Genomic DNA, 13,161 nt, shown 5'->3' with positions numbered 1-13,161 from the left:
TCCCTGTCCCGCGCTCAGCGCGTGAACGCCTGAACATTGCCCGCATCCACGTTGAGGATGTTGCCGGTGGATTTTGCCGAGAGGTCCGACGCCAGAAAATAGGCTGCTTCCGCAATGTCCTCAGGCAGAACCGAACGCTTCAGCATCGAGCGCTGGCGATACATCTCTTCCAGCCCTTCCTTGTCGGTGCCATAGGTTCCGGCGCGCTGTTCCAGCCACTCACCTTCCCAGATTTTTGAGCCGCGCAGCACGGCATCCGGGTTGACCACATTGACCCGAATGCCGGCCTCCGCCCCTTCCAGCGCCAAGCAACGGGCGAGGTGAATTTCGCTCGCCTTGGCGGTGCAATAGGCCGAGGCATTGGGCGATGCGGCGAGGCCGTTTTTGGAAGCGACAAACACAATCGCGCCGCCCATGTCTTGCACCCGCATCACCTTGAAGGCCTCACGGCTAACGAGGAAATACCCGGTGCTGAGTATATCCATGTTCTTGTTCCACAGCGCCAGCGTGGTTTCTTCCACCGGGGCCGAAGAGGCGATGCCGGCGTTGGAGACGAGAATATCAATGCCGCCGAACTCCACCGCGCATTCGGCATAGGCAGCGGCCACGGCGCTCTCGTCGGTGACGTTCATGTTGACGGTGCGCACCACGTCTTTGCCAAAACGCGTGGCCAGGCCTTCCTGCGTCGCCGCAAGCGCCTCATCGTTGATGTCCGCCAGCATGACGCAGGCCCCCTCGCGCAGGTAACGTTCGGCGGTTGCCGCGCCAATGCCCCCTGCCCCGCCGGTCACCAGCGCCACGCGCCCGGCCAGCGATTTTGGCTTGGGCATGCGTTGCAGCTTGGCCTCTTCCAGCAGCCAGTATTCAATATCGAAAGCCTCCTGTTCGGGCAGGCCGACGTATTCGGAGACCGAGGACGCGCCGCGCATCACGTTGATCGCGTTGACATAGAACTCACCGGAAATGCGCGCTGTCGCCTTGTCCTTGGCAAAGGTGATCATGCCGACACCGGGCACGAGGTAGACCACCGCGTTTGGGTCGCGCAGCGCGGGGCTGTCATCACGTTTGCAGCGCTCGTAATAGGCTTTGTAGTCTTCGCGGTAGGCCTCGATCTGGGCGGGCAACCCTTCAAGCACCTCGTCGAGATTGCCCTTGGCCGGGTCGAAGTTGACCACCAGCGGGCGGATCTTGGTGCGCAGGAAGTGATCGGGGCAGGATGTGCCGAGCGCGGCCAGCGGCTCCATGTTTTGCGCGTTGACGAATTCCAGCACCGCAGCGCTGTCGTTGAAGTGGCCCACCATGTGCTGGTTGCCAGACACGAAGCCACGGATCGCGGGCATCAGCCGCGCGGCCGTGGCGCGGCGCTCGGTTTCGGGCAGGCTCTGGTGCTTTGCCCCGCTAAAGGGCGCCACGCCCTCGGTCTTTTTCGCCAGCCATTCTGTGGCGACATTGATGATTTCAATGGTCTTGTCGTAGCAGGATTTTGCGGTGTCACTCCAGGTGAACAGCCCGTGGCTTTCAAGCACAACGCCCTCGGCCTCGGGGTTCTCCTCGCAGAACTTGCCCAGCCAGAGCCCCAGCTCGTAGCCCGGCTTCTTCCACGGTAGCCAGCCGATCTTGTCGCCAAAGATCTCTTGCGTCAGTTCCTTGGAGTTCTTCGAGGCCGCGATGGCAATGATCGCATCGGCATGCACGTGGTCGACATGTTTGCGCGGCACATAGGCATGCAGCGGCGTGTCGATGGAGGCGGCCCGCGGGTTTAGCCGGAAGGTGCAATGCGGCAGGTAGCCAACCATCTCGTCTTCATGCTCGACACCGCGATAAAGCCCCTTCAGCGCCTCCAGCTTTTCCATGTAGAGCGTGGCAAAGCCGTCCATCTTGATCGAGCCGATATCACCGCCCGAGCCCTTGACCCAGAGCACCTCCACCTGCTCGCCGGTGAGCGGATCGGTCTCCATGACCTTGGCCGAGGTATTGCCGCCGCCATAGTTGGTCACGCGCTTGTCGGCGCCGAGCGTATTGGAGCGATAGAGCAGCAGTTCCGACTCGCTCATCCCCGCTGCCTCGCCCTCATCCCAGCGGTTTTCAAGTAGCTGATTATCAACGGTTTTCAGCATGACATCCTCCCATGCGGCGCGCCGCGCCCTGCCTGATCACTTGCGCCGGAGACTGATCTTGGTGCGCCAAGTTGTCAATCACAAACGATCATTTTCAATCATATTGAACTGCAGCATGATTGCTTATGATCATTCATGATTGACAGCGATTGTGATTCTGGACAATGTTCACTCGCCAAGGGAGGACCGGATGCACGAAACCGAGCGCCACAGGATCATTTTGTCAGCGGTTCAGGACCGGCCCATGGTGACTGTGGTGGACCTGTGCAATCTGACCGAGGCCTCCGAGGCCACGATCCGCCGCGATATCGCTGCGCTGCATATGCAAAAGAAGCTGCGGCGCGTGCGTGGCGGGGCCGAGGCGATCACGCCGCCGCAGTTCGTGGGGCTTGCCGGGCGTCCGTTTTCCGTCAACCAGACGATGCAGGGCCGCCAGAAGCAGGCGATTGCGCGGGCGGCGGTTGATCTGTGCGAGGATGGCGACTCGATCATCATCAACGGCGGCACGACCACGTTCCAGATGGTGCACCCGCTTGCCTCGCGCCGCTGCCAAGTGTTCACCAACAGCTTTCCCATTGCCGAGCACCTGCTGAAGCATTCCAAGAACACCATCATGCTTTCGGGCGGCGCGATCTACCGCGAGCAAAACATCATCCTCAGCCCCTTCGACAATGACGTGACCCGCAATTTCTATGCGCGGCGGATGTTCATGGGGGCGCAGGGCCTTGGCCCCATCGGGCTGATGGAGGCCGACCCGCTGCTGGTTCAGGCCGAGCAAAAGTTGATTGGCCAGGCCGATGAGCTGGTGGTTCTGGTCGACAGCACGAAATTCGAGAACCGATCCAGCCTCGTGCTTTGCCCGCTGGCCCGGATCGACACGGTGATCACCGACGAGGGCATCACCGACAAGGCCGCCGCCATGTTGGAGGCCGTCGATGTGAAACTGATCGTCGCGCAATCGGGCGCGGCGCAGGAGGAGGACGAAGCGGCCTCTTAGACCCGCCTCAACACGTGATTCCAGGGAGGATATCATTATGAAAAGACGCAGCTTTACCAAACTCGCCCTCGGCCTCAGCCTTGGCGCATCGCTCATGGGCACCTCGGCCATGGCGCAGGACAACATGCGCATCGCGCTGGTGGTCAAGGCGCTCGGCATCGGCTTTTTCGAGGCCGCGCACAAAGGGGCCGAAGAAGCCGCTGGCGAACTCGAAAACGTGGAAATCATCTACACCGGCCCGACCGACACCACCGCCGAGGGCCAGATCGAGGTGATCAACTCGCTGATCGCCCAAGGCGTTGACGCGATTGCCGTTTCGGCCAATGACACCGATGCGCTGGTGCCCACGCTGAAGAAGGCGCAGCAGCGCGGTATCACTGTTATCTCGTGGGACTCGGGCGTAGCCGAAGAGGGCCGCCAGATGCACCTCAACCCCTCGTCCAACGCGCTGATCGGCAACATGATCATCAAGCTCGCCGCCGATGAGCTGCCCGATGGTGGGCAGGTTGCCCTGCTGTCTGCCACCACCACCTCGACCAACCAGAACATCTGGATCGAAGAGATGACCAAGGTGATGGGCAACTACCCCGGCATCGAGGTGGTCTCGACCGTCTATGGCGACGATCTGGCTGACAAATCCTACCGCGAAGCGCAGGGCCTCATGCAGTCTTACCCTGATCTGGATGCGATCATTGCGCCGACCTCGGTTGGCATCGTGGCGGCCGCTCAGGCGGTGGAAGACGCTGGCAAGATTGGCGAGGTCAACGTGACTGGCCTTGGCCTGCCCTCAGAAATGGCCGGTGCCATCGAGAGCGGTGCCTCCAAGAGCTTTGCCATCTGGAACCCGATCGACCTTGGATACTCGGCGGCAATGATCGCGCATGCGCTGGCCTCCGGCGAAGCCACGGCAGAGCCCGGCGCGGAAATCTCCATCGGTCGCATGGGCACCATCACGCTGGACGACACCAATTCTGCCGCAATGGCTGATCCGTTCGTTTACGACAGCTCGAACATCGACGAGTTCAAGTCGATCTTCTGATCTCGCCGCACTTTGGCGTGACGATGCGCCGGGGGGCACTGCCCTCCCGGCCCTTCACCACACTTTCCTGAAACCGCAGAGGGGCTGTTCACATGCTGGTGCAGACTGAACCCGTTTCTCCCGCCCCCACGGCGGCGAGCCCGGCTTTGGCCCTCGACGGGATCACCAAGACCTTTCCGGGCGTCAAAGCGCTCGATGGCGTGTCACTCCGGCTTTACCCCGGGCAGGTAACAGCGCTCGTGGGCGAGAACGGCGCAGGCAAGTCCACCGTCGTCAAAACGCTCACCGGAATCTACCAGCCCGATGGCGGCCAGATCCTTGTGGATGGCGTGCCCACCCGCTTCCCCACGGCGCAGGACGCCGCAAAGGCCGGGATCACCGCGATCCACCAGGAAACGGTGCTGTTTGACGAGCTTTCCGTTGCCGAAAACATCTTTATCGGACACGCCCCGCGCGGGCGGTTCGGCCTGATTGACTGGGCCGCGATGGAGGCCCGCTCCGCCGAAATTCTGCGTGGGATCGGCGCCGAGATCGACCCCGCCCACAAGCTGCACGACCTCGGGATTGCCAACAAGCACCTAGTGGCCATTGCCCGCGCGCTCTCTATCGACGCCCGCGTCGTCATCATGGACGAGCCAACCGCCGCGCTCTCGCACAAGGAAATTCAAGAGCTTTACGAGCTGGTTGAAAAACTGAAGGCGCAGGGCAAGGCGATCCTCTTCATCAGCCACAAGTTCGATGAGATCTTCCGCATCGCCGACCGCTTCACCGTGTTCCGCGATGGGCAGTTCATTGGCGATGGGCTGATCTCCGAGATCGACGAGGCGGCGCTGGTGAAGATGATGGTGGGCCGCGACGTGAGCCAGGTTTTTCCCGACCGGCAGAGTGCGCCGGGCGAAGAGGTGCTTCAGGTGGTGGGGTACAGCCACCCCACCGAGTTCGACGAAATCCGCTTTTCCCTTAAGCGCGGCGAAATCCTCGGCTTCTATGGGCTGGTCGGTGCGGGACGCTCCGAGTTCATGCAGGCCCTCTTTGGCATCACCCGCCCCTCCAAGGGGGTGACGAAAGTTGATGGCAAGCTTGCCGTTGTCCGCTCCCCCGCCGAAGCCATTGCGCAGGGTATTGTTTATGTGCCTGAGGATCGCGGCAAGCAGGGCGCAATCACGGCCATGCCGATCTTTCAGAACGTCACCTTGCCCTCGCTCGGGCGCACCTCGCGCCGGGGTTTCCTGAAGCTTGCCGAAGAGTTCCGGCTGGCCCGCGAATACACCGACCGGCTGGATCTGCGTGCCGCCTCGCTTGATACCGATGTTGGCAATCTCTCGGGCGGCAACCAGCAGAAGGTGGTGATCGCCAAGTGGCTGGCAACGCAGCCCAAGGTCATCATCCTCGACGAGCCGACCAAGGGCATCGACATCGGCTCCAAGGCTGCGGTCCACGAGTTTATGGCCGAGCTGGCCGCAGAGGGGCTGGCGGTGATCATGGTCAGCTCTGAGATCCCGGAAATCCTTGGCATGTCCGACCGGGTCATTGTGATGCGCGAGGGGCGCATGGTGGCGGAACTGGCCGGTGAAGAGCTGACCCCCGAAACGCTTGTCCGCCACGCGGCGGGGATATGAGGGCACCATGCTGCAACGATTGATCACCTCGCGCGAGGCGCTCCTGCTTGGAGCCATCGCCGTGCTGCTGGCGCTGATCGCCACGCGGTTTCCGGGCTTCGTTGCGCCCTCCAACCTTGCCGATGTGTTCAACGACACCTCGCCGCTGATCCTTTTGGCCATCGGCCAGATGATCGTGATCCTGACCAAGTGCATCGACCTCTCGGTGGCCGCCAATCTGGCGCTGACCGGTATGGTCGTCTCCATGCTCAACCTCGCCTTCCCCGGCCTGCCGGTGGCGGTGATCCTCGTGGTGGCGGTGGCGCTTGGCGCGGTGATGGGCATGTTCAACGGTATATTGGTCTGGAAACTCGACATTCCGCCCATCGTGGTGACGCTGGGCACGATGACGATCTACCGGGGCATCATCTTTCTGATTTCCGACGGAAAATGGGTGAACAGCCACGAGATGAGCGCCGCCTTCAAGGCCTTCCCGCGCTTCGAACTGCTGGGGCTGCCGATGCTGAGTTGGACGGCGATCCTCGCGGTGCTGGTCTTTACCATCGTCATGTCGCGCACCACGCTGGGCCGGGCGGCCTATGCTGTGGGCGGCAACCCGCACGCGGCGACCTATACCGGCATCGACGTGGGGCGCACGCAATTTTGGGCCTTCACCATCTCCGGCGCGTTGGCGGGCCTGACCGGCTATCTCTGGGTGTCGCGCTACGCGGTGGCCTATGTCGACATTGCTGGCGGGTTCGAGCTGGACGTGGTGGCAGCATGCGTGATCGGCGGCATCTCGATTGCCGGCGGCATCGGCTCGGTCGGCGGGGCGCTGCTGGGGGCGCTGTTCCTTGGCGTGATCAAGAACGCCCTGCCGGTGATCAACGTATCGCCCTTCTGGCAGCTGGCCATTTCGGGCGGGGCGATCATCATCGCCGTGGCCGTCAATGCTCGGGCCTCGCGCACCAAGGGCCGGATCATCCTCAAATCAGCGGAGCACGCGGCGTGACTGATACAACCCGTTTCATCCCCGACCGCCTGCAATCGCCGCTGCAGAAACGCCTGAAAAGCTGGGAGTCGCTGCTGCTGCTCGTGGCCATCGCAATCTTCATCGCCAACAGCTTTGCCTCGCCCTACTTTCTGAACGCATGGAACCTTTCGGACGCCACCTTCAACTTCACCGAAAAGGCGATGATCGCCTTCGCCATGGCGCTGCTGATCATCTCCGGCGAGATCGACCTGAGCGTGGCCGCCATCATTGCGCTGGCCTCCACGGCGATGGGCGCGGCGGTGCAGATGGGGGCCGGAACGCCGGTGCTGATCCTCGTTGGGCTTGGCACCGGGCTGCTCTGTGGGGCGTTCAACGGCGTGCTGGTGACGCGGCTGGGGTTGCCCTCCATCGTGGTGACCATCGGCACCATGAGCCTGTTTCGCGGGATCAGCTACATCGTGCTGGGCGATCAGGCGTTTCGCGGCTACCCGGCGGATTTTGCCTTTTTCGGGCAGGGCTACGTGTTTTGGGTCATCACCTTCGAGTTGGTGCTCTTTGCCATTCTGGCGGTGATCTACGGCGTTGTGCTGCATATGACCAACTTTGGCCGCGCGGTTTATGCCATTGGCAACAACCCCACCGGGGCGCTGTTTTCTGGCATCCGGGTGGCGCGGGTGAAGTTCATCCTCTTTCTGCTGACCGGGCTGATGTCGGGCGTTGCGGCGATCTGCCTGACCTCGCGGCTCGGCTCCACCCGCCCCTCCATCGCCACCGGCTGGGAGCTGGAAGTTGTGACGATGGTGGTGCTGGGCGGCGTGAACATCCTTGGTGGCTCGGGCACCATTCCCGGCGTGGTCATCGCGGCCTTTGTCATGGGGTTGGTGACATTCGGGCTGGGGCTTCTCAACGTTCCGGGGATCGTGATGTCTATCGTGATCGGCGGCCTGCTGATCGGGGTCATCGCCCTGCCCCGGCTCTGGAAGATGTGGCAGGCGAAGTGATGGAGAAATTTGCTTTCAAGATGCAGCTCAACCCGGGCTGCGAAGCAGAGTATCGCAAGCGCCATGATGAGATCTGGCCGGAGCTTGTGACACTGCTGAAAGAGGCCGGGGTGTCTGATTACTCGATCCACCTCGACCGGGAAACCGGCGTGCTTTTCGGCGTGCTCTGGCGGCGCGACGATCATGGGATGGAGGCCTTGCCTGCAACTGCGGTCATGCAAAAGTGGTGGGCCCATATGGCCGACATCATGGAAACCCACCCCGATAACGAGCCCGTAGCAGTGCCGCTCGAAACCGTCTTTCACATGCCATGAGCCATGTCGCTGTGATCGACATCGGCAAGACCAATGCCAAGCTGGCGCTGGTAGACCTTGCCGAACTGTCGGAAATCGCCGTGATCACCCGGCCCAACACGGTGCGCCCCGGCCCGCCCTATCCGCATTTCGATGTGGAAGGGCATTGGCGCTTTCTGCTGGAGGGGCTGGCCCGGTTTCATGCCGCGCATGGGATCGACGCAATCTCTGTGACCACCCACGGGGCCTGCGCCGCGCTTCTTGATGCCGAGGGGGGCCTTGCCGCCCCAATCCTCGACTACGAGTTCAACGGCCCGGACGAGCGCGCAACGGAGTATGACACCATTCGCCCGCCCTTCGATGAAACCGGCTCACCACGGCTGTCCGGCGGGCTGAACATCGGGGCGCAGCTCCATTGGCAGTTTGCAACTGATCCGGGGCTGAAGGCACGCACGCACACCATCGTCACCTACCCGCAATACTGGGGCCACCGGCTTACCGGCGTCGCCGCAACAGACGTGACCTCGCTTGGGTGCCACACCGACCTGTGGAACCCGCAGGAGGGGCGCTTTTCTTCCTTAGTGGAGCGTCTGGAAATCGCGGGCAAGATCGCCCCGGCGCGGCGCTCGGCTGATATCCTCGGGCCGATCCTGTCGGCGGTTGCCGAGCAAACCGGGCTTCCCGCAAACACACTGGTGACCTGCGGCATCCACGACAGCAACGCCTCGCTCCTTCCGCATCTTCTCGCGCAGGAGCCGCCGTTTTCGGTGGTGTCCAGCGGCACGTGGACCATCGCAATGTCCATCGGCGGGCGGCCTGTGGCACCTGATCCGGAAAAGGATGTGCTGATCAACGTCAACGCCTTTGGCGCGGCGGTGCCGTCGGCGCGGTTCATGGGCGGGCGCGAGCATGATCTGGCCACTGGCGGCCCCTACCCCGAGGCGAGCGATGCGGCCCTGTCTGAGGTGCTCGACCGGCGCATCATGCTGCTGCCCGCAATAGTGCCAGAGACCGGCCCCTTCCGTGGCCGCGCCTACCGCTGGACGGGCCCCGAGCCCCAGCCCGGCAGTGCCGAGCGCGGGGTGGCCGTGGCCTTCTATCTCGCTCTGGTTACCCGCCGCTGTCTCGACCTGATCGGCCACCGTGGCAAGATCATCGTGGAAGGCCCCTTTGCTAGAAACCGCCCCTACCTACAGATGCTCAGTGCCGCTACGGGCTGCGAGGTTTTGCCCATGGGCAGCGCCACCGGCACCAGCCAAGGCGCGGCGCTTTTGGTCAGAGACGCAGGTAACAAGCCAAATGCAGCCGCGCCGCAGCCTTCCATTGTGATCCCGAGTGACAGACGATTTGGGGCATATGCCGCGCTTTGGGCTAACGCCTGCGACTGAGGTTTGCTGCAGCGGTGAGGGCCAACCTGTGCGCGGCTTTGCCTTGAAAACAACTAAGGCCTTAACCCAGTCTTTCCCTCCGGCTCTCAGCCCGACCGGGCAGGAAGTAAGCGCTTTTTGTAGGGGGTCGGGTCCATATCTCGCAGGTCTATGCTGATGCTCTCCACCTCAGGGAAGCGCTCGGCAAGGGCGTCTCTCAGTGCTATGGCCAGTGCAGTTTTCTGCTCTGGTTCCCGCTCCGCCAGCGTGCTCACCGTCAGGTGCAAAAAGCTGCCCGTCCCGTCGAGATGCAAGAACTCCACGGCTTCGTAGATGCGCAGCTTGATATCCTCGCGCTCGATTGAGCCACAGCCAGCCCCGACCTCACCTACAAGCTGCAACGCAGCCTGACGGGCCTCGGGGCTGTTCAGCGCGTTGCCGTGCTCGAAGACGAAATGCGGCATCAGAACAGCCCGAAATACTCGGCCTGCTCCCACTCGGAGACGGTCAGGTGATAGCGTTCCCACTCCGAGCGGCGCAGCGTTGCTATGAAATCCACGAAGGTATCGCCGAGCGCGGCGCGATAGAAGTTTGAGGCCTCGAAGTGCTGGATCGCGCTTAGCAGGCTGTTCGGCAAAGCGGGGGCGGCGCTGTCGTAGGGGGTTTCCACCGGTTCGGGGGCGCGCAACCCGCGCTCTATCCCGTCCAGCCCGCAGAGGATCTGGCTGGCAAAGTAGTAATAGGGGTTGGCCGTTGTCTCGGCGACGCGGTTCTCGACCCGCGAGGCCGGATCTCCCGGGGCCATCATGGCGCGGATCATCGCCCCCCTATTGTCGCGCCCCCATTGAATGCGGTCGGGGGCAAGCTGGTGCGGGCGGTAGCGCTTGTAGCCGTTCACCGTGGGCGTGGTCAGCAGGCAGGTTTCGGCGGCATGCTCCAGCAGGCCGGCAATCCAGGCGCTGGCGGTGTCGCTCAGCTCTGCCTCAGCGGGCGGGATCATCAGGTTTTCGCCGGTCTTGGTATCCACAAGCGACTGGTGCAGGTGCCAGCCACTCGCGGCGGAGTTGGCCACGGCGGGTTTGCACATGAAGGTTGCATGCAGGCCCTTGCGCGCGCAGCTTTCCTTCACCATCGCCCGAAACATCATCATGTTGTCGGCATGGGTGAGCGGGTCTGCCGGATCGAAGGTGAACTCGAACTGGCTTGGCCCCATCTCCACCTCGGTCGAGCGCACCGGCAGGCCCATGGCCTGACAGTTGCGGCGCAGGTCATCCATCACCGGCTCCAGACGGTCATAATCCGCGCCGCTCAGAAACTGATAGCCTCGGGAGAGATTGCGGGTGGTGACAGCCGTGGCGGGCATGGTGGCATCGCTGTGCGCCATCTTGTCGTCGAGCAGCTCGAAGACGTGAAATTCCACCTCCAGCCCCGCCTGCATGGCAAGGCCGTGCTCGGCAAGGCGATCCACGGCCGCCTTCAGGATGCCGCGCGGCGAGAAGGCGATTGGCGCACCTGATTTCAAGTAGGGATCGCAGAAGATCCATGCCGAATGCGGCGACCATGGCAGAACACGGAAGGTTGCCGGGTCTGGCACCATCAGCAGGTCACGCCCCCCCGCCAGCTCGCCTTCGATCCCGTTGTTGTCGGCCCAGATCGGAAATGCGGTGCGGTTGGAGGTGTCTTTCAGGATCAGGGTGCTGGGCGCGGCGAGGCCGGAGCAGAAAACGCTCTCCAGCGCCGAGGCCACCACGGTTTTGCCGCGCAGGATGCCGTTTTGATCGGCAAAGAGCACGCGAACGGTTTCTGTCGAGCTGCCTTCAAGACGGGTCACCAACTCGACCGCCGCCTGCACCGCCTCGGGAGACAGGAGCCCCTCGCGGGCCAGTCGCCCGGCGGCGATCTTGTCGAGCGTCTTGCTCATTGCTCCACCTTGGCATCCCAGCCACTGCAAGCCGCGCGGCGCTCGGCATCACTGGCGGTGAAGGCCTCTTTCCAGTTCTCGCGGTCTCCGATCGTGTCGTTTGAGATCGGGCCGAAGACTTGTGCAGGATCGACAGCGCCATGCATCGGCAGCTCCTCAACCTTCCCTTCGGCCATCGCGGCAATGGCCGCCCGCATCATCCGGCGATACTTGATGATCGCCACGTCGGTTTTGCCAAGGTGCTCCTTGGTGCGGTCGAAGATCGGGCCGGGGCTTTCCACCGCCCATTGGTCGTGGACATTGATGTCGAGCCCCATGCCGGTATAGGTCTCGCGGCTCTGCTCTTCGGGGTCATAGCCGTAGTTGTTGCGCTTGTTCTTGAGCGGCGCATAGTCCGGCAGGCGGTGTTCCTTGAGGCGCTGCTCGCGCATCAGCTCCTTGTCGACGGGTTTGTCGAAGCTGGTAAACATCGAGTACCAGTAGCAATGCTCATCGTCGATCGGCACGTGCCATTGGGTGATGATCATCTCGCGGCTCATCGGGATCGAGATGGCCTCGGGGAAGATCTGGTTGGTGATCCGCACGTGGGTCTTGCCGTTGTCGAGGTGGCGCAGGGCGACGATGCGCATGCCATAGTCGGTTTCTTCCACCGAGATCTCCGGGCGCGGGTAGTCGCGCAGCAGCTTGGTCATCGGGATGTCGGTATCGGCGGCCTTGTCGCGGAACTGCTTGCCATAGGCGTCTGCCGGGTCTTCATCCTGCAGGAAGCGGTGGAGAAAGGAGGCGTGGACAGGGTCGATTCCGACTTCCATCGCCTGAAGCCAGTTGCACTCCCACAGGCCCTTGAAGGCAAAGACGTGGCTCTCGGGCGCGCGGAAACAGTCGAAGTTCGGAAACTCGGGCGGCTCCCCCGGCCCCATGTAGGCAAAGATGATCCCGTTCTTCTCGACCACCGGATAGGAGGTGGTTTTGATGTTTTCCTTCATCCGCGAGGTCTCCGGCTCACCGGGTTGCTCAACGCATTGGCCTGTCCGGTCGAAGTGCCAGCCGTGGAACGGGCAGCGCAGCCCGTTGTCTTCCAGCCGCCCGTAGCAAAGGTCGGCGCCGCGGTGCGGACAGCCCCGCGCGATCAGCCCCAGCTCGCCCTCGCTGTCACGAAACAGCACAAGGTCTTCACCCAGCAGCTTCACCGGCACCACCGGACGGTTCTTGGCCAACTCGTCGCTCAGCGCGGCGGGCTGCCAGTATTGGCGCATCACCGCCCCGGCATCGGTGCCCGGGCCGGTGCGGGTGAGTTGGTCGTTGAGTTGCTGGCTAATCATGGCGTCTCTCCTGTCTGTCTCACCTCGGCTGGCGCTTGGGCCGCGCGGGCGTTTCTCGTGTGATGTCGCATCGCGGCGCGTTGCGGGCCGGAGCTTTGCGCCGAGTAGGCGGCGTCTGTGATATCCCGGTCAAGATCTGCGCCCCCTTTGTTGGGTGCACGGGTCCGTTTTTCGGTCGACTGTTACATTGGCTGCGGAACCTGGAAGACGTGGCCATCCATCTCGGGGCTTACCGTGATCTGGCATGACAGGCGGCTGTCATCGCTGCGCTCGGCTTCGGTCATGTCCTGCATCGCATCTTCGCTGTCGCTCGGCCCGCCGGGCAAATCGCCCGCCCGCACATGGCAGGTGGCGCATGAGAGCGAGCCACAGCATTCGGCCTCGACATGGGGCACGTTGGCCAGCACCGCGGCCTGCATGACCGCATGGCCGACCGTGACCTCAACCTGCTTTTGTGCCCCATCGGGCAACTCGAATATCAGTGTGATTTTCTCTGACATGATGTGCTCCTT

Annotated in this window: 12 protein-coding genes; 7 read left to right on the top strand and 5 right to left on the bottom strand. The window is 62.8% G+C overall.

Annotated elements, in window-relative coordinates; genetic code table 11:
* Positions 1-14: 14 nt before the first annotated feature.
* A complete protein-coding gene (locus tag ACXAG6_RS11695; RefSeq protein WP_475337716.1) occupies positions 15-2,117 on the bottom strand; it encodes a bifunctional rhamnulose-1-phosphate aldolase/short-chain dehydrogenase in 2,103 nt (700 codons plus the stop codon).
* A 190-nt stretch (positions 2,118-2,307) separates the two neighbouring features.
* Between ACXAG6_RS11695 and ACXAG6_RS11690 the strand changes: the two genes are divergently transcribed.
* The 7 genes from ACXAG6_RS11690 (at position 2,308) to ACXAG6_RS11660 (ending at position 9,427) form a co-directional block, all read left to right on the top strand.
* Positions 2,308-3,114 carry a DeoR/GlpR family DNA-binding transcription regulator gene (locus ACXAG6_RS11690; RefSeq protein WP_475337715.1) on the top strand — a complete coding sequence of 269 codons (807 nt, stop codon included), beginning with the start codon at positions 2,308-2,310 and terminating at the stop codon, positions 3,112-3,114.
* Between the two features lie 37 nt (positions 3,115-3,151).
* The gene (rhaS, locus tag ACXAG6_RS11685; protein ID WP_475337713.1) at positions 3,152-4,153 is read left to right on the top strand and encodes a rhamnose ABC transporter substrate-binding protein; all 1,002 of its coding nucleotides are present in this window, start codon (positions 3,152-3,154) and stop codon (positions 4,151-4,153) included.
* Between the two features lie 92 nt (positions 4,154-4,245).
* On the top strand, positions 4,246-5,772 hold the full coding sequence (locus tag ACXAG6_RS11680; protein WP_475337712.1) for a sugar ABC transporter ATP-binding protein: 1,527 nt from the start codon (positions 4,246-4,248) through the stop codon (positions 5,770-5,772).
* 7 nt (positions 5,773-5,779) lie between these two features.
* Entirely contained in the window at positions 5,780-6,763 is a 984-nt protein-coding gene (locus ACXAG6_RS11675) for an ABC transporter permease (protein WP_210410479.1), read from the top strand.
* On the top strand, positions 6,760-7,746 hold the full coding sequence (locus tag ACXAG6_RS11670; protein ID WP_475337710.1) for an ABC transporter permease: 987 nt from the start codon (positions 6,760-6,762) through the stop codon (positions 7,744-7,746). The genes ACXAG6_RS11675 and ACXAG6_RS11670 overlap by 4 nt, the downstream gene beginning before the upstream one ends.
* Entirely contained in the window at positions 7,746-8,060 is a 315-nt protein-coding gene (rhaM, locus tag ACXAG6_RS11665) for an L-rhamnose mutarotase (RefSeq protein WP_475337709.1), read from the top strand. Before ACXAG6_RS11670 ends, rhaM begins: the two co-directional genes overlap by 1 nt.
* Entirely contained in the window at positions 8,057-9,427 is a 1,371-nt protein-coding gene (locus ACXAG6_RS11660) for an FGGY-family carbohydrate kinase (protein ID WP_475337708.1), read from the top strand. Before rhaM ends, ACXAG6_RS11660 begins: the two co-directional genes overlap by 4 nt.
* An 86-nt stretch (positions 9,428-9,513) precedes the next feature.
* On the opposite strand, the gene ACXAG6_RS11655 is transcribed toward ACXAG6_RS11660, so the two are convergent.
* From ACXAG6_RS11655 to ACXAG6_RS11640, 4 genes are all read right to left on the bottom strand, one after another.
* Complete coding sequence (locus tag ACXAG6_RS11655; RefSeq protein WP_475337706.1) at positions 9,514-9,870, bottom strand: hypothetical protein; 357 nt, start codon at positions 9,868-9,870, stop codon at positions 9,514-9,516.
* Positions 9,870-11,327 carry a glutamine synthetase family protein gene (locus ACXAG6_RS11650; protein WP_475337705.1) on the bottom strand — a complete coding sequence of 486 codons (1,458 nt, stop codon included), beginning with the start codon at positions 11,325-11,327 and terminating at the stop codon, positions 9,870-9,872. The genes ACXAG6_RS11655 and ACXAG6_RS11650 overlap by 1 nt, the downstream gene beginning before the upstream one ends.
* Positions 11,324-12,649, bottom strand: a complete 1,326-nt coding sequence (locus ACXAG6_RS11645; protein ID WP_475337704.1) for a Rieske 2Fe-2S domain-containing protein — start codon at positions 12,647-12,649, stop codon at positions 11,324-11,326. The genes ACXAG6_RS11650 and ACXAG6_RS11645 overlap by 4 nt, the downstream gene beginning before the upstream one ends.
* 182 nt (positions 12,650-12,831) lie before the next feature.
* Positions 12,832-13,149, bottom strand: a complete 318-nt coding sequence (locus tag ACXAG6_RS11640; protein ID WP_475337702.1) for a 2Fe-2S iron-sulfur cluster-binding protein — start codon at positions 13,147-13,149, stop codon at positions 12,832-12,834.
* Positions 13,150-13,161 lie beyond the last annotated feature (12 nt).

Source organism: Vannielia sp. ABF1_015 (assembly GCF_056160745.1).
This window is presented reverse-complemented; position numbering and strand designations above follow the sequence as displayed.